The sequence below is a fragment of the uncultured Slackia sp. genome (genome assembly GCF_934630525.1).
In the GTDB taxonomy this organism is placed as follows: domain Bacteria; phylum Actinomycetota; class Coriobacteriia; order Coriobacteriales; family Eggerthellaceae; genus Slackia.
This window is the reverse complement of record NZ_CAKTVX010000003.1, coordinates 287,460-304,031: the sequence shown is the minus strand read 5'-3', so window position 1 is coordinate 304,031 and position 16,572 is coordinate 287,460. Positions and strand designations below refer to the sequence as shown.

Here is a 16,572-nt window from a genome sequence, read left to right as displayed (position 1 = left end):
AATTTAAACGAACGAGAAAGGGGCATCGACCTGCGCCGATGCCCCTAGATGAGACACACTTTTTGTCCTATATGCCTAAAGAACGGCCCTTTGTCTCTCGCGGGAGAAACAAAGGGCCGTTTGTTGGAGTGCATACGAGCGATTTGAATCAAGGAGCCGAGGGCCTGAAAGCCAACCCTGAGCCGCTGGTTCAACTCGCTAGGCGTTCGCGTCTTTTTCGGGCGCCTTCTCGTCTTTGGGGAGCACGATGTTCAAGATGATGGCGACCGCAGCTGCGGCAACAATGCCGGAGCCGCCGAAAATCAGGCCAACGAACTCGGGCGAACCGGCCAGAACGGCGGGGTTCGCGCCAATGCCGTAGCCAAGGCCGAGCGCGACGGAAACGATGCTCAAGTTGCGCGGCGTAAGGGGTTCGCGCGTGATCAGCTGAATGCCGCTCACCACGATGGAGGCGAACATCATAACGGCTGCGCCGCCGAGGACCGACTGGGGCATGATGGAGACCACGGCGCCGAGCTTCGGGCACAAGCCGCACAGAATCAGGAATACGGCGCCGCAGGCCAGGGCCTTGCGATTGACCATTTTGGTCATGGTGACCAGGCCGACGTTCTGGCTGAACGAAGTATTGGGCAGCACGCCGAACATGGCCGCGAGCGACGAGCCCAAGCCGTCGCACATAACGCCGCCGGAAAGCTCCTTGTCGGTAGCCTCGCGATTCATGCCGCCTTGCGTGACGCCCGAAATGTCGCCGACGGTCTCGACGGCCGTGACGATGAACATCACCAGCACGGGCGCAATGGCTCGCATGTCGAAGACGGGCATAACGGGCAGTAGGTTCGGAATGGCGAACCATGACGCCGCAGCGACCTTATCCCAGTTCAGAACCCATGCCTTGGTGTATTCCACGCCATCGGCGGTCACGCCAGTCGTAGGAAGCACCAGGCCCATGATGCCGGCGACGACGTATCCCACGATAATGCCAGCCAAAATGGAAGAGGCGCTTACAAAGCCTGTGGTCGCATGCTTCACGGCGAGAATGACGATGAGCACGATGAGCGCCAAGCACAGATTCTCGAACGAGCCGAAGTCAGGCGCGGTGTTGCCGCCGCCGAAGGCGTTCACGCCGACGCTGATAAGGCTTAAGCCGATGGAAAGCACGACGGTACCCGTAACAACTGCCGGGAAGAAGCGGCGCAGGGGTTTTAGGAAGAAGCCCAGAACAGCCTCGAACAAACCGCCGATGAGCGATGCGCCCATGATGGCGCCATAGGCGATAAGGCCGCCGCCCATCGATGCGGCCACCGAGTTAAACACGCCGATGAAGCCTGAAGACGTGCCCATAATGATGGGCACCTTGCCGCCGATCGGGCCAATGCCGAAAAGCTGGACGAGCGTTACGACGCCCGCGATCCACATGGCGTTTTGCAGCAGGGAAAGCTGCACGTCGGCGAATTCGGCGCCGGCCAATCCGCACGCGCTCGTCACGATAAGAAGCGGCGTCAAATTGCCCACGAACATCGCCAGAACGTGCTGCAAGCCCAAGGGGATTGCTTGCGCGAGCGGCATGTCGCCCTCGAACGAGAATACGCCGAGCGACCTCGTTTTCTCGGGGGTCTCTTTCGGAGATTCGCCCGCGGGCTCTTTCGCTTGAGCCTGCGCCGCGACCTCCTGTTTTTCGTCTGTCATTGGCATCCCTTTCTGAAAGCACATTAAGAGAAGAAAATAACACTCCACCACGCTATTTTGAAGAAGTCAAAATAAGATTTTTGACCAGCAAACGTATTCTTTTTCGAGAACGATTCGAATCGCGCTGCGGCCTTGCTCCTTGTCTGATCTCGGTGGCGAATGGGATTCAGAATGCGCCCCTCGTCGAGCTCGATACCCGAGACTCCTTCGTTCTTTATGCCGTTCCTGCTCGTTGCTCACGCTTTCTCACCTGCTCATTCTTTTCGTGCGACAAGGTGTTCGTGCATTTCGGGCATCATGAAGCTGCGCGGCTGGTCGAATGCCGCATATAAGGAGGAGGGAAAATGAAGACTATTAATCGTAGGTCGTTCTGCGCGGGCGCTGCAATTCTTGGCGGAAGTTTTGCATTGGCGGGATGTTCGGGTGCCGCCTCGAAGCAGTCTGACGAGGAAAAACCAAAGGGCGGGGTTATCGAAACCGATATCGCGGTTATCGGGTCGGGCCTTGCTGGTGAGGCGTGCGCGCTTGCCGCTGCCCAAAATGGCGCGAAAGTCGTGCTCGTAGAGAAGTCGCCGACTTTGGGCATTTCGTTCCAGACTTCGAAGGGCAATGTTTCGATTTATCAGGGTGTCGAAAACGAGGAATTCTGGCAGTTCGTTTCCGAAACGACCGACACCATGGATGAGTTCCTCGCTCGTTTCAAAAAGGCAACCGAGACCGGCAAAATCGATGCGCCCTACCCCGATTACGATCGCGTGAAAGCGCTTATGCAGGCGAGCTGCGAGACGGTGAATTGGGTTGAGAAAACGGGAATCGATTTTATTCAATCGTTCACTAAAGAAAAGGTTGGGACCGATACCGTATGGCCCGATACCAGCGCTGATGCCTCGAAGGCCGCTGGTCAGCTCATTACCGAGAAGATGACTGCAGCCTTGGAAGGCGCGGGCGTCGAAATTCTGCTTGAGCATGAGGCGACCGAGCTGGTAGCCGAAGATGGCAAAGTCACAGGCGTTGTTCTGCAGTCGAACGGTAAAACTAAGACCGTTGCGGCGAAAGCGACGGTTCTTGCATGCGGTGGTTTTGGCGGAAGCGTCGACTATCTCAACAAGTTTGTTCCATCGGTTGAAAAAATCGGTTTCCAGTATTTGGGCAATGCGATGAACACCGGCGACGGCATTACCATGGGAAAGACTGTGGGCGCAGCACTTTATGACAATTGCTGGGTGATTCCTTTCAATATCATGCCCTCCAGGAAGCTCACCGAAGCCGATCCGTCTTTCGCGACGCTCGTTGATATGTCTTTGTCTACTAAGCCCCTCGAGGGTGGCGGAGTTGCGAGCAAGATGCTCGTTGACGCCCAGGGCAAGCGTTTCGTCAACGAAGCTGGTCCGGGAATCCTGCTCGCCTCGAGCATGGCCGATCACGATGCTGCTCCGTATTACGCGCTTTTCGATAGCACGAATGCCGAGGCGTGCGAGATTCTTGAGAAGGGCATTTCGACCGGAGACGTCATTAAGGCCGATACCATCGACGATCTCGCATCGGCTATGGGTGCTGCGGCGCTCACCGAAACGTTCGCTTCGTATCAGGCATTCGCCGAAGGTTCTGCTGAGGACGAATACGGAAAATCCGTCGAAAAGGCGATTGCGTACGGCGAGGGCCCCTACTACCTCGTGAGTTATGTTCCCTCGTACGTCACGACTATGGGAGGTTTGAAAACCGATAGCGACTGCCGTGTTATCGATGACGCCGGCAACGCCATCGAAGGCCTGTGGGCAATTGGAGAGCTCACGCATCGATTCATGTATAACCGTAGCTTCGTGCGCCATTGCTCGAATTCCGTTGGATTGTCAATGGGTCGCCTCACGGGCGAAGCGATTGCCAAAGACCTCGCTTAATAAGAAGGCGTGGCGGCAGTGAGCTGCTACGCCTTTTCTTTTGCGCTCTTGAATGATTCGGCGCGCATCTCTTCTATTGCGTCAATGAGTTCCTGACGGGAGTGCACGCCAACTTTTGTATAGGCCCTGCGTAAGTGTGTTTTGACGGTATGCTCCGAGAGCATATACCACTCAGCTAAATATCTCGCGCTTCGTCCGGCAGCGAATTCGCGCACGATTTGTGCCTCGCGGTCGGAGAGGGCGTAGCGCTGGGCAAACATATCGAACGCTTCGTCCCACGGGTCTGCGTCGGGGGTGGTCGGCGCAATCTCTTCGCTTGCCGGCGCCACATCGCCTGTGGTCTTGTTGGACTCGATTTTCTCCATGTGGGGCGATTGCTGTCTGTCTTCATCGGGGGCGGTTTCGTCGAAGCCGCCCCGTAAGCGTTTTGAGGAATAACGCAAATAGACGAAGAATATGGCTGAAACGGCAATTGAAAGCGCCCAAAGACTTACGGCGCTTACGGCGCTCTGAACGATGAGGTTGCCGCCAATGGCCCAGTCGGCGCATGCCCGACCCGCCATAACTGACAAGCGTGCGACTCCCAGGGCAAGACCGAGCAGGAAAAACGCGGGGAGCTTCCTCTCGTGAGCTTCGCTCACGAGCATGAGCCAGAGTAGCACGTAGAATGAAATCAATGTTGCCGTCATGATGCTGCCCGATACTGAGTCTTCGAGCAATCCCGTAGATCGCGTGAACAAAGCTGTTGCAATCCAGGCGGCGGCTATGGGGCACATGTAGTCGATATTTGCTTTTCGAACCGAAAAAGCGAGCAATGCGAAGACCATAAGAATCGCTGCGGCGAGACAAATGAGCGCCGTTTCGTTGCTCTGCGCGTATTCCATGCTCGTGGCAAGCAAGTCGGCTTCGATAACGAATCCGCAAACAAAAGAAAAGGCAAAAGCGCAGGCGACGGCTCGGCGTGCGCGGGAAAATGCCTCCGAAAGCGTGGTCGTTTCGTGGCACGGTGCGTCACTGGAAGCTCGTTCATGTACGAGGGTGTCATGGGCAATCGCCTTATCGTAGCGAATGCAAATGCCGAGTAGGACAATTGAAATGGCCATGAATGCGGCGAGTGCGCCATCGACCGGCAGGTCTAAGGCCCCGAGGAGCGGTTTCACCGCAACATTCACCGCGTAGGCAAGCGCAATCATGATGAGAGCGAAGCGTGGTTTATAGTTGGTGAAGATCTCCATCCAGCATAGAACGTTGAGCGACCATGTGAGACCGGCGAATACCTGGTGAATGGCCGCGTCGCCAAGATTGAAAAGCGATAAAGCGAGATAGAGCGCGCACGAAATCGCTCCTGCGCAGTAGAGTTTGCGGTTGTCGTCGGTTTTCCCAAAATACGAAAGCACGGCGACGGTAAGCAGGGTCGCGCCATCGACGAATAGACCGAAAAGCGCAAGCGAATGCGCGCTGTAGGGCCCTGAATTAACATCGATGAATCGTGCTCCTTGAAGCAGGCCGAAACCCATTACCGCGATTGCGGCGAGTGCCATACGCCTTGTTTTTGTTATGTTCGCATCGGCGGCAATCCTCATAAGTCCCTCCGTGCACGAAACGGAGCTTGCGTTGCGCAAGCTCCGTCTGTTCCCTCATATTGAGAATTGAAAGCGTTTTACCGGCTGGCCAACGCTTTATTCTGCAGTTTCCTTCGATGCATTCGCACCCGCAATTCTACCGAATACGATGGAGTTTGTTTGCCAGCTTCCCGAAACGGTGTCGGTGCCGAATTGTCCGCCCGTGCACATCCCAGCTGCGTAAAGGCCGGGGATCACGTCGCCGTCGGCGTTGCGTACGCGAGCGTTTTCGTCTGCGTCAAGACCGCCGTGGGTATAGAGCATGATGCAAGTTTCAACGGGGCCAACGTAGAATGGCGCCTGGTTGATTGGGGTAAGGAAATGGGGGTCTTTGCCGAATTCGTCCAGGCCAGTACCGCAACCCTCATTGTAGGCTTGGATGCTTGCGATAAGCGTGTCTGCAGGGATTCCGAAGTTCGATTCGGCTTTGGATGCGACTTCTTCGAGGGTGTCTGCGGTTACCACAAAGCCTCCATCGATCCATTTCTGAAGAACCTCTTCCTTTGGATTTACCTGCGTTGGAACGAAATGGCCGTCGAGCACGGGATAGAACACGTTGTCTTCAAGTTTGAGCACGTCGCGGGCAATGGCACCGCGGGTTTTGCCTTCGTCGGTAAATCGCTTGCCGTTTGAGCCTACCATGACCTGCCCAACGACACGGGTGATACCTGCAACAGCGACACCCTGAGACATGAGGTCCGAAGTCGAATAGCACGGTTCGGGCACGCAGTACTCCATATGGCGAACGGCCGCGCCGGCCTTTTGGGCCGCGCGAATCGCTTCGCCGGTAAACGGACCATAGGGCATGCCCAGTGAAGCGAAAGTCTCTCCAGCCGCAGCGGGCGTTTCGGGCAGTTTGTTCATGTGGCGAGGAATCATTACCTCGTCATTGGTCCAGGGGCCAGAGCAGATGACAACCGCCTTGCGCGCGCGAATGCGCTTTTCCTTGCCGCCCTCGAGACAGACGGCTCCAACGATGCGGCCTTCTTCATTCGCAACAAGGCTTTCAAGCGGGCAATTGTTGAGCAATGTTGCCTTTTCTTGAATGATTGGAATGAGCTTCGTTGTAAGCTCGCCAGCAGTTTTTGCGATGTATTTGCCCTGTCCTTGTCGGCCTTCGCAAATCTTTAGCGTTTCCTTGAATTCGCATCCATGGTCAATCATCCAGTCGATCGCGTCAGCCGCGCCGTCGCACCAGATTTTGACCAGGGTGGGGTCGGCAGTTCCCTCGGAAACTTCCATGGCGTTTTCGAACATGAGCTCTGCGCTATCGGTCACGTCATCGAAATTCTGTGGAATTGCCAGCGAAGACGTTGGGGCGCAATACTGGACGGTCGCACTTGTCGCTCCGCCGATGAGGTCGGCCTTTTCGACCATGACGACTTCGGATCCTTCTTCGATTGCCGTTACTGCGGCGGCAACGCCTGCCGCGCCGGAGCCCACAACGACGACGTCGGTCTCGAGATCCCATGCGTCGCCCTCGGCGCTGGCTCCTTTTTCGCTGGAGCATCCAGGAAGCATACTTGCTCCTATGATTCCTGCCGCGCCGATGCTTGCGGCCGTGAGGAACGAACGTCGAGACACGCTCGACTCGTTTGCGATAGATGTACCCATAATTTCCCTCCTTGTTCGTGCGGCATGTGCCGCTTATTAGAAATTGTCTCCAATCAGGCACGATGCGTGTCGCACGAAAAGAATGAGTATCGCAATGGAAGGGATGGGACAGAGAAAAGCAACGAAAAAGGGCCCGCCGAGGCGGACCCTTAAGGCAGCCGTGAGGCTACGTGAATGCATTTGCGGAATTGGCTCCAGGAAAGCAGGATTAGCGCTTTCGAACACGACGCTTTCCAGAGTTTTGTCCCTACGCCTGCCCTACTCGGCAATCTCCTTCTTCTTATTGCCGAAAATCACGCGCGCGCCCTTAACGGCAAGTACCACAGCGAGCACGGCAAGCAGTACCGCGAGCACGAGCTGCAGGCCGTTGGCCAGCGTGAGTGCGCCGCCTGCGATGGCCAGGAACTTCGCCTGCATGGTAAGCACGAGCGAGGTCAGCGTCACGATGAGCATGAACACCATGGGAACATAGAACATCTTGTTGTTGCGGCCGGCATTGCCGAGCCACGCGCACACGGCCAGCAGGCCAAGCGCGGCGAGCAGCTGGTTGGCGGCGCCGAACAGCGGCCACACGAGCTGGTAGCCGGTAAGGCCGAGCGCAACGCCGAGCGTCACCGTGATAAGAGTCGCCACAACGGGATTCGAGAAGAACTTGCGCCAACCGGAAAGCTCTTCGCGGGTCTTGCCTGCGGGAATGAAGAGCTCCTGGAACATGTAACGGCCAAGGCGGGTTGCGGTGTCGAGCGAAGTCAGGCAGAACACCGAAACGGCCAGAATCAGCAGCGAGTATGCAATGTCCTCAGCGCCGGAAAGGCCGGGGATGCAGCCGAGCATCTGCGAGAGACCGCCTGCGAAAACCTGCGTGGGCGATGCATAGGTACCGTCCATGTAGCCGTCGAACACGAACGCCACGGCGCACAGCGAAATAATGGCGACCAGGCACTCGAGCAGCATGCCGCCATAGGCGATGGGCTGCGCTTCGCTTTCATGGTCGAGCTGTTTGGACGTGGTGCCCGAAGCCACCAGGCTGTGGAAGCCCGAAATCGCGCCGCACGCGATGGTGATGAACAGCGCCGGGAACAGGAAGCCTGTGGTCGCGACTTTGCTGTCGCCCTTCACGGCGGTGAAACCGGTAAACGCTGGAATGTCCAGATTGGTGGCGGCGCCGGTAACGCCTGCGCCCACGATGCCCACCAGGGCGAGGGCGATCATGCCGTAGAGCAGGTAGCTCGAAAGGTAGTCGCGCGGCTGCAGCAGAATCCACACCGGGGCGACCGAAGCGACCAGAATATAGGCGCCCACAATCCACATCCAGGTGAAGTTGTTGAGCTCGAAAACCGGGAAGTTGTAGCCAATCGCAACCACGGCGACGATAACCACAATAGCCAGCGCGATGTTCACGGGGCCGGGAATGGAACGGCCACGAAGCGCGATGCCCCAAATGACAGCGGCGACGATGAACAGAACGGAAATCATGGCGGTGCGGCTGTTCGCAAGGTTTGTACCCGTCATTTCCACAACGCCATCGGCATTGGGAACCACGGCGAACGTGCCGGCGACGATAGATGCGAAAGCAGCGACGACCAAAATCAGCGTGAGGTACGCGAAGATGCAGAACAGCTTCTTCGCGGTGTCGTCGATGTTTTCTTGAATAACGCTCGCGAGCGTCTGGCCCTTGTGGCGCAGCGATGCGAACAGGGCGCCGAAGTCATGCATGGCGCCGAAGAAAATACCGCCAATGAGTACCCATAAAAGCACCGGAACCCAGCCGAACACGGCTGCCTGAATGGGGCCGTTAATGGGGCCCGCGCCCGCGATGGACGAGAAATGGTGGCCCAAAACGACGTAGGGCTTGGCGGGAACGTAGTCGACGCCGTCCTCGAATTCGTGGGCAGGCGTTACGCGATCGGCGTTGACGCCCCATTGCTTGGCAAGCCAACCGCCGTAGAAGATATAGCCCACGACGAGGATAGCCGCGCCGATGAGCAGAACCAGCATGGCATTCATGTAAAACTCCTCTATATATAGCAACGTTGGGCGATGGCGCCCAGGGGTGGCCGCAGCGTCGTGGCAACCTGACGAGCGGCCTGTGCCATAGAGAGCTTGAAACGGCTAGTCGCGAAGTGTGTCGGCGGCATTCGCCTCAAGCGATTTGCGAATGCGCTTGGCGGCGCCGTTGCACACGACGCGGGAGCCTTGCGGCTTCGACAAATCGATGAGCGCGAGTCGCACGTCGCTCCATCCGCGAATCCCCCACATGAAATTCTTGCGGTGGCTCGTTTTGCGGAACAGGGAGCATGCTTCATCGCTCGCCGAATTGGCGATTACGACCAGCGTTCTGAACGAGGACATATGGTTCGGTTCGGGCTTCACGAGTTCGAGCGCTTCGTTCTTCATGAACTCGACGTAGGAACGCGCCGCCGCTTCGTCAACATGGTCGCACACGTCGAACAGCATGTACTCGTGCTCTTCGGCCTCCCACAGCTTCACGCGCTTCACGAGCACATATTGCTCGCCGAAGGAATGGAACTGCGCGAGCGCGCGAAAAGCGCGGCCTGCGACGGTGACGTCTCGCGTTACATCGAACCACGCCCCATGCGCGGCGAGCAAACGTTCAAGGACGAGTTCGCTTTTGGCGGTAATCTCGTTTCCGGGCTTCGGCCTGTGGGCCGCCTGCTCCTGCTCTTCCGTGTGCTTGTCGTACATGCGGTATGTTTCTCCTCGCCTCTCAATGGCTGGCGAAATTGTAACGAACGTGTTGCTTTCAGGTTACAGAAAGCCGCTTTAGTGGACTAAAGCGGCGGTAAGCGGCATGTTCGCGCGGCAAACGGCGGCGAATTCATAAGCTTGGGTGATAAATCGGGACGAATGGCATAAATACTCGCGCGAGCGGAATCCGTGCATTTGGTCTTCGATGCGTCGCGTTGGCGAATAAGTGGCCTCGGCTCTCGAGCTCTCTTTGGTGGACGACCCCGGTTTTTGGGTTTTGCTCAGTAGGGGTTTTCGGCCACAAAAAACGGCGGCTCAATGGCCGCCGTTCGCGTGCATATTCTATTTGCTCTGCTTGGCAGAACACTTCGTCGAACTACTTCGATTCCACCACGGGAATTTCGTCTTCGCACACTTCATCGAGATTGCCGTCGTAGACATAATGCTTGGTTTCGCGAGCGATAAGGCCCGAAAGCGCGAGCACCATGATGATGTTCGGAATAGCCATGAGCGCATTGCCGATGTCGGAAACGAGCCAGACCGCGTCGCCGATTCCGACGGCGCCCAAAAAGCCGATGATCACGTAGAACACCTGGTAAGGAAGCTGCGCTTTCGCGCCGAACAGGTAGGTCACACAGCGGTTTCCGTAGTAACTCCAGCCCAAAATGGTGGAGTACGCGAAGCTCACCATGCCGAGTACGAGAATCGGGGTGCCAATGTAAGGAATGGTCGCGAACGCCGCCGAAGCGAGCGCGGCGCCTTCCTTAATGCCGCCATTCTCGATAAGGCCGGGATTGGCGATGCCAACGGCAACGAGCACGATGCCCGTAACGGCGCAAATCACGACGGTCGACCAGAACGTGCCCGTCATGGCGACGAGCGCCTGACGTGCGGGGTTCTTCGTTGCAGCGGCAGCCGCCACGATAGGAGCCGAACCCAAGCCCGATTCGTTCGAGAACAAGCCGCGCGCGCAGCCGAACTGCAAGGCGACCATAATGCCCGAGCCAACGGCGCCGCCGAATGCGGCCTTCGAGGTAAACGCGCATTCGAAAATCATCGCGAGCGCGGGGCCGACGTATTGCCAATTGATGGCGAGAATGACCATGCAGCCGCCAAAGTAAGCGATGGCCATGAATGGCACGAGCTTCTCGGCAACGCTCGAGATGGATTTCACGCCGCCGAAAATAACGAGCGCCACGGCGATGGCAATCACGAGCGCGATAGCCCAATCGGGAACGCCCGGAAAGCTCGACTCAATGATGCCGGTAATGGCAGCCGACTGCACTGCGGAGCCCGTGCCGATGGTTGCGATAACGGCGAAGGCGGCAAACGCAACCGCTCCAAGCTTGGCCCACCAGGGCACGCTGCCATCAGTGCGCTTGAACGCTCGTTCCCATGCGTACATCGCGCCGCCGAGCATTTCGCTCTTGTGGTCTTTCACGCGGTATTTGACCGACGCGAACACTTCGCAATACTTGGTAGCGATGCCGAATACGCCGGTGAGCCACATCCAGAAGACGGCGCCCGGGCCGCCGGCGATAATGGCGGTCGCGACGCCGACGATGGATCCCGTGCCGATGGTGCCGGCGAGAGCCGTGACAAGCGCGCCAAATTGGCTTACGTCGCCTTCGGCGTCTTCGTCTTTAGCGAGGGACATTTTGATGGCTGTCGGCAGCTTGCGCTGAATGAACCCTGTACGAATGGTCAGGAAGATATGCGAGCCCAAGAGCAGGCAAATCATCGCCGGGCCCCATACGACAGCATCGATTTGAGTGAGAGCATTAATTATTGTATCCATGAGGATACATGATACCACTCGTCCAATTTAATCTGAACTTTACAAAGGTGAACGACACCAAATCGAAAGAAAAATGATGCGGTGGTGAAAGGGCTGCCCGCAAAGCAAAGAAATCGCCTCCGCGCGCAACTGGCGGAAGCGATTGGTTCATGAGGGGCTATGAGCCCGAGCAAAGTGGACGCGCGGGTCGCGGTTGGGCGAAACTTGAAGGCTGGCGTGCGGCTTAGAACTGAAACTTTCGCTCGCTGCCGTCGATGTCGCAAATGCGGCACGTGCCGTTCTTCACGCTGAAAAACGCTAGACGGCCGTCGTTGGGGGAATCATGGTGCTCGCCGATGCCCACCATGTGTTCGAAGCCCGCTTGGCGAACCTCGTCGGGGCATATCTCGTCGTCGGCGAGCTCGGCTTCGCCTTCCACGACAATCCAGCACTCGCCCGGCTTCCACCCGGAAAGCTCGAACTTGGCATTCGCCTCAAGCTCGAGCCATACGTCTTTGTCGCGCGACGTGGAAAACCACAGCTTGCCGTCGGCCTGCGCGGCGAACGAGAACGGGCGCACGCGAGGCTGCGTGGGGTCGGCCGCGTCGATGGTGGCCAAATACCATGCGGGAATGCCCGTGAGATACTGTACGATTTCGTCCATGCGGTACTCCTTATATATATGTTGTCTACACGCCGTGCCGCGTGAGTTCCATGCATCGTCCCTTGCAGCGAGGCGAGGCGGGCGGGCTCTGTGCGTCGCTGCATGTGGCGACGCTGTGCCGTGCGGGGGTGCGGAAGCTTACAGCTCCACAGGCACCCATTCTTCGTGGTCGCAAATCCATGCTTGGGGCTCTTCGGCGCTGAAGAAGACGAGCGTCTCATCGTTCGGTCCGTCGTAGTGTTCGCCGAGGCCTTCGAGATGCTGCCACCCGGCTTCGCGCATTTCGGGCGACGCCTCGTCGACCAACCCCGCCTTGCCGCGCAAAATGAGCCAGCCGTGCCCCGGCCACCATGAAGTAGCTTCGAAGAGCTGGTTTTGCAGAAGCTCCTGCCACACGTCTTTCGTGGTGGCGGTTACAAACCACAGCTTGCCGTCTTGGATTTGGGCGAACGAGAATGGACGCACGTGGGGCTGGCCGTTGATGCTCGTCGCCAAATACCAGGCGGGCACCGAGGTCATATATTGCAGAACCTTCTCGAGTCCTTCGGCGGGCATTTCGTTTTCAGGCATGGCCTCTCCTTTCTAGAGCAGCGCGTTTACGGCGACAACGCCGCACACGAGCACGGCGAACGCGGCAATGGCGAACGCGTCGAATTTCGAATAGCGCAGCGGGTGGAGCCTCGTGCGGCCCTCCTCGCCGTGGTAGCAGCGCGCATCCATGGCGGCCGACAGCGTTTCTGCATGGCGGAAGACGCTCGCGAACAGCGGAATCGTTACGCTTGAAAGCATGCGCAGCCCTTTCACGGGGCTTCCGTCGAGCGCGGCGCCTCGGCTGATTTGCGCGTGATAGACGTTCGCGAGCTCGGTTGCGAACTGCGGCATGAAGCGCAGGGCGATGCCCATGATCATGCCCAGCTCGTGCGCGGGCACGCCGAAGCGGGCGAAGGGGTGCAGCATTTGCTCGACTGCCGCCGTAAGGTCGAGCGTGGTGGTGGTCATGGTGATAAGGCTCATGCCCATCATCATTAAAATGATGCGGCAGCCGACGAACAGGCATGAATGCACGCTGCCGGTGCTTATTTCGATGATGCCCCATTTGAACAGCGTCTCGCCGCTTTGGTCGACGAACAAGTTCAGCAGCGCGCAGATGAGCGCGATTGCCATGAGCGGCGCGAGCGAGCGCATGGCTTTGCCGAATGGGATGTGCGACACCACATAGAGGAACGCCACGAACACCGCAATCACGCCCAAGCCGGCAAACCCTTGCGCCATGAGCGCGACGATCAAGAACACGAATCCAAGCGTGAGCTTCGTGCGCGCGTCGCATTTGTGCAGGGGGCTATCCCCGGGGTAATAACTTCCGAAAGAGAATACTTCGTTCATCGTGCACCGCTTTCCGCGATGGCGGCAATCTCGGCAGCGAGCGAGTCGATCGAATAGAGCTCATCGGCGCCCAGCGGAGCGCCCTCATCGATGAGCGCATAGGCCATGCGCTGCGGAGCGGGAAGGCCCAGGCCAATCTCGTTGAGCTTGGCGGCGTGCATGAACACATGCGCGGGCGTGCCTTGGCGCACGATTTCGCCTTCTTTGAGCACGACCACGCGATCGCACATCGCGGCCAAGTCGTCCATGCTATGCGACACCATGACAATTGTCGTGCCCTGCTTGTGCAGTTGGGCGATGAGCTCCAAGAATTCGCGGCGCGCCACGGGGTCGAGTCCCGCCACGGGCTCGTCGAGCACGAGCGCTTCGGGGTTCATGGCAAGCACGCCGGCGAAAGCGACGCGGCGCTGCTGGCCGCCCGAAAGCTCAAAGGGGCTCATGTCGCGCAGGCTGTCGATGGAAAGGCCCACGCGGGAAAGCGACTCGCGAACGCGCGCTTCTACCTCATCGCCCGAAAGGCCCAGGTTGCGCGGGCCGAACGCGACATCGTCGAACACGGTGGTGGCGAACAGCTGTCGCTCGGGGTATTGGAATACGATGCCAATACGCGCCTTCGCGGCCGCAGCGGCCTTTTTGTCGGCCAAATCTTCGCCGCACACGAGCACGCGGCCACGGCTCGGCTGAAGGAGGCCGTTCATATGCTGAAGAAGGGTCGACTTGCCCGATCCCGTGTGTCCCGCGATGCCCAAGAATTCGCCGCGGCGCAGCTCGAACGAGATATCTTTGAGAGCCCACACCTCATTGGGGTCATTACCCCAGGCTGCGCGCTCTTCGGGTTTCGAGCCGAGCTTCTTGCGCTTGCGCTCTTTCTTCGACTTCGTGTAGGTGAAGAAAACGTCCTCGAAGCGCAGGAGCGCGTCTTTCGAAGGCTCGGGTGCAACGGCGTGGAAAGCGGGGTCGATATCTTTCGCATGGCCAGCTTCGCCGAGTTTGCCCACTTCGGAGAGCTTCGTGGCGATTTCGGCAACCATCTGCGTTTCGTCCACGTGCGGCACAACGTGCATGCCCGTCTTTTGGAGCGCCAAGCCCAGCTGGCAGGAATACGGCACATCCAAGTTGAGCGCCGCCAGTTCGTCGGCGCGCGTGAGCACTTCCTCGGGCGCGCCCTTGCATGCGATGCGGCCTTCGTTCATGACCACGACGCGATCGGCCGCTGCAGCTTCTTCCATGTAATGGGTGATCATGATAATGGTCATGCCCCGGTCGTTGAGTTCGCGGCACACGCGCATGAGGCCCTTGCGGCCGCGGGGATCGAGCATCGAAGACGCTTCGTCCAAAATGAGCGCGCGTGGCTCCATGGCGAGCACGCCGGCAATGGCGACGCGCTGCTTCTGACCGCCTGAAAGCGCATGGGTTTCGTGCCGCTCGAAGCCAACGAGCCCCACCTCTTTGAGCGCTTGCTTTACGCGTTCGGCAATGTGTGCGCTTTCGACGCCGAGGTTTTCAGGACCGAATGCCACGTCGTCTTCCACGAGCGATGCGACGAGCTGGTCGTCGGGGTTTTGGAACACCATGCCTGCGGTGGAGCGAATGTCGTAGACGTATTCCTCGTCTTGCGTATCGTGGCCCGCAACGCGCACGCAGCCCTCGTCGGGCATGAGCAGGGCGTTCATGTGTTTCGCGAGCGTCGATTTGCCGGAGCCGTTGCCGCCCAAAATGCAGACGAATTCGCCATCGGCGATATGCAAATCGATGCCTCGCAGCACGAAGCGCTCGCCGTCGTAGGTGAATCGAACGTTGGAGCAATCGATCATAATCGGGTCCTTCATAAACACGTCTGGCCGCTGCGCATGCAGCGGCCAGCTTGGGGAGGTGGCGCGTTATTCGGAAACGCGGCCCTTAACTTGCTTCTTCTTCGGGGTGATAAGGTTCGAGACGGCCTTATATACAACGAGCGTGAGCACCGAGTTCAAAATAGTCTTCAAAAGGTTGAACGGAATAACCGCGGGAATCATGAGCGGCAAAATCACGTCGGCGGAACCGTACCAGAACCACACGCCAATGGTGAGGTTGGCCACGATGGAGCCGAGCGTTGCGAGCACGACGCCCAGAACCAAGCCGATGATCGCACCTTTGTAGGTGTGCATTTTCTTGTACAGAATGGCAGCGGGCAAAATGAACAGCAGCGCGGCAACGAGGTTCATGAGCGCGCCAACCCAGTCGCCGGTGATGAGCGCGTGAATGACAATCGCGAGCGCGCCAACTGCCACGCCAGGGCCGGCGCCGTATGCGAAGCCGACGACCATTGCGGGAACGAACGACGGGTCATACGTCAGAAACGGCGCTGCGGGAAGCAGCGGAATTTGCACGAACATGAAAAGCGTGGCGATAGCGCACATAAGCGCCATGGTCACGAGTTGCTTCGTGCCCCACTTATTCGTGTTCTTGAATTGGACATGCGTAGACTGCTCAGACATAAGATCACCTGCCTCTTTCATCCGGACTTTAACCGTTGGTCTTGGACTCTCACCAAATCAGCCTTGCCAACGCGCCAACGTTGGAAGGGTCGCGGACTGCCGGTTCGCGAACGGCCTAGATGCCGAACGCCCGCGCGCCCTTTGCACGCAGCCGGTTCACCGCCAGTGGGGAATTTCACCCCGCCCTGAAACAGCGACATGAATGGTAGCACTGCTGCCCTGCCTTGTGAACCACTTTATTCAACGAAAGTAAATGGTAATGAATCACGCAGAATTCCATAGGCTCGCCGTGTTGTTTTGTTGCTCGTGATGCGGAAAGGGAATAGTAAAATAGCAAGATAGCGAACTATCATTCCTTTAGAACTCGAAAATCGTGCATTCGTTATAGCTGATCTCGGGTTTTGCTAAAACGGCCTGCAGAGCCGCACGTGCTGAAAGCGGCGCCGACCATGCTTGGCCGCAGCCTGCGTGCATCGATTGAGGTATGGGCACGAGTCTTCCCGCGACGCCGTTTTGCTCGCAAGCGGCGGCGAATGCCATTGCGCTCGTCGTATTCGGGAACGTGACCACGAAGCGCACATCGCCGAATGGCGAGATGTCGAAATTCTCTTCTGTCATAGGGGCTTCCCTTTCAGCAAGTTGGTTAGAGTGGCTTGAGGCGATTCGCCCAGGGCGAGCATACATATCCATGGCATGGTTTCGCTCTAAGGTCCTCCCCTTTCGCGGCGCGTGCCTGTATTGC

Annotated in this window: 13 protein-coding genes and 1 riboswitch; of the genes, 1 reads left to right on the top strand and 12 read right to left on the bottom strand. The window is 58.2% G+C overall.

Translation table 11 applies throughout. The features are described from left to right. Positions 1-198: 198 nt before the first annotated feature. Positions 199-1,686, bottom strand: a complete 1,488-nt coding sequence (locus Q0D41_RS04550) for a uracil-xanthine permease family protein (RefSeq protein ID WP_294375842.1) — start codon at positions 1,684-1,686, stop codon at positions 199-201. A gap of 344 nt (positions 1,687-2,030) precedes the next feature. Between Q0D41_RS04550 and Q0D41_RS04545 the strand changes: the two genes are divergently transcribed. Next, positions 2,031-3,584 (top strand): FAD-dependent oxidoreductase, encoded by a 1,554-nt coding sequence (locus Q0D41_RS04545; protein WP_294375840.1) that lies wholly within the window; start codon positions 2,031-2,033, stop codon positions 3,582-3,584. Positions 3,585-3,610: 26 nt separating this feature from the next. Here Q0D41_RS04545 and Q0D41_RS04540 read toward each other — a convergent pair whose 3' ends face one another. The 11 genes from Q0D41_RS04540 to Q0D41_RS04490 form a co-directional block, all read right to left on the bottom strand. After that, positions 3,611-5,125 carry a response regulator transcription factor gene (locus Q0D41_RS04540; protein WP_294375837.1) on the bottom strand — a complete coding sequence of 505 codons (1,515 nt, stop codon included), beginning with the start codon at positions 5,123-5,125 and terminating at the stop codon, positions 3,611-3,613. A 138-nt stretch (positions 5,126-5,263) separates the two neighbouring features. Beyond that, positions 5,264-6,820 carry an FAD-dependent oxidoreductase gene (locus Q0D41_RS04535; RefSeq protein ID WP_294375834.1) on the bottom strand — a complete coding sequence of 519 codons (1,557 nt, stop codon included), beginning with the start codon at positions 6,818-6,820 and terminating at the stop codon, positions 5,264-5,266. A gap of 258 nt (positions 6,821-7,078) precedes the next feature. Beyond that, positions 7,079-8,827, bottom strand: a complete 1,749-nt coding sequence (locus tag Q0D41_RS04530) for a carbon starvation protein A (protein WP_294375830.1) — start codon at positions 8,825-8,827, stop codon at positions 7,079-7,081. 105 nt (positions 8,828-8,932) lie between these two features. Beyond that, complete coding sequence (locus tag Q0D41_RS04525) at positions 8,933-9,526, bottom strand: hypothetical protein (protein WP_294375828.1); 594 nt, start codon at positions 9,524-9,526, stop codon at positions 8,933-8,935. A gap of 379 nt (positions 9,527-9,905) precedes the next feature. Continuing rightward, positions 9,906-11,327 carry a sodium:alanine symporter family protein gene (locus tag Q0D41_RS04520; RefSeq protein WP_294375825.1) on the bottom strand — a complete coding sequence of 474 codons (1,422 nt, stop codon included), beginning with the start codon at positions 11,325-11,327 and terminating at the stop codon, positions 9,906-9,908. Between the two features lie 223 nt (positions 11,328-11,550). After that, positions 11,551-11,970, bottom strand: coding sequence for a pyridoxamine 5'-phosphate oxidase family protein (locus Q0D41_RS04515; RefSeq protein ID WP_294375823.1), 420 nt, complete (start codon positions 11,968-11,970; stop codon positions 11,551-11,553). A gap of 138 nt (positions 11,971-12,108) precedes the next feature. Further along, the gene (locus tag Q0D41_RS04510; RefSeq protein ID WP_294375821.1) at positions 12,109-12,540 is read right to left on the bottom strand and encodes a pyridoxamine 5'-phosphate oxidase family protein; all 432 of its coding nucleotides are present in this window, start codon (positions 12,538-12,540) and stop codon (positions 12,109-12,111) included. A gap of 12 nt (positions 12,541-12,552) precedes the next feature. Next, entirely contained in the window at positions 12,553-13,353 is an 801-nt protein-coding gene (locus tag Q0D41_RS04505) for an energy-coupling factor transporter transmembrane protein EcfT (protein ID WP_294375819.1), read from the bottom strand. Beyond that, positions 13,350-15,167: an energy-coupling factor transporter ATPase gene (locus tag Q0D41_RS04500; protein ID WP_294375817.1), complete on the bottom strand. Its 1,818-nt coding sequence runs from the start codon at positions 15,165-15,167 to the stop codon at positions 13,350-13,352. Before Q0D41_RS04500 ends, Q0D41_RS04505 begins: the two co-directional genes overlap by 4 nt. A 66-nt stretch (positions 15,168-15,233) precedes the next feature. Beyond that, positions 15,234-15,830 carry an ECF transporter S component gene (locus tag Q0D41_RS04495; RefSeq protein WP_294375815.1) on the bottom strand — a complete coding sequence of 199 codons (597 nt, stop codon included), beginning with the start codon at positions 15,828-15,830 and terminating at the stop codon, positions 15,234-15,236. 5 nt (positions 15,831-15,835) lie between these two features. Continuing rightward, positions 15,836-16,027: riboswitch (FMN riboswitch) on the bottom strand. Between the two features lie 160 nt (positions 16,028-16,187). Next, positions 16,188-16,448 (bottom strand): DUF3343 domain-containing protein, encoded by a 261-nt coding sequence (locus Q0D41_RS04490; protein ID WP_294375811.1) that lies wholly within the window; start codon positions 16,446-16,448, stop codon positions 16,188-16,190. Between the last annotated feature and the right edge of the window lie 124 nt (positions 16,449-16,572).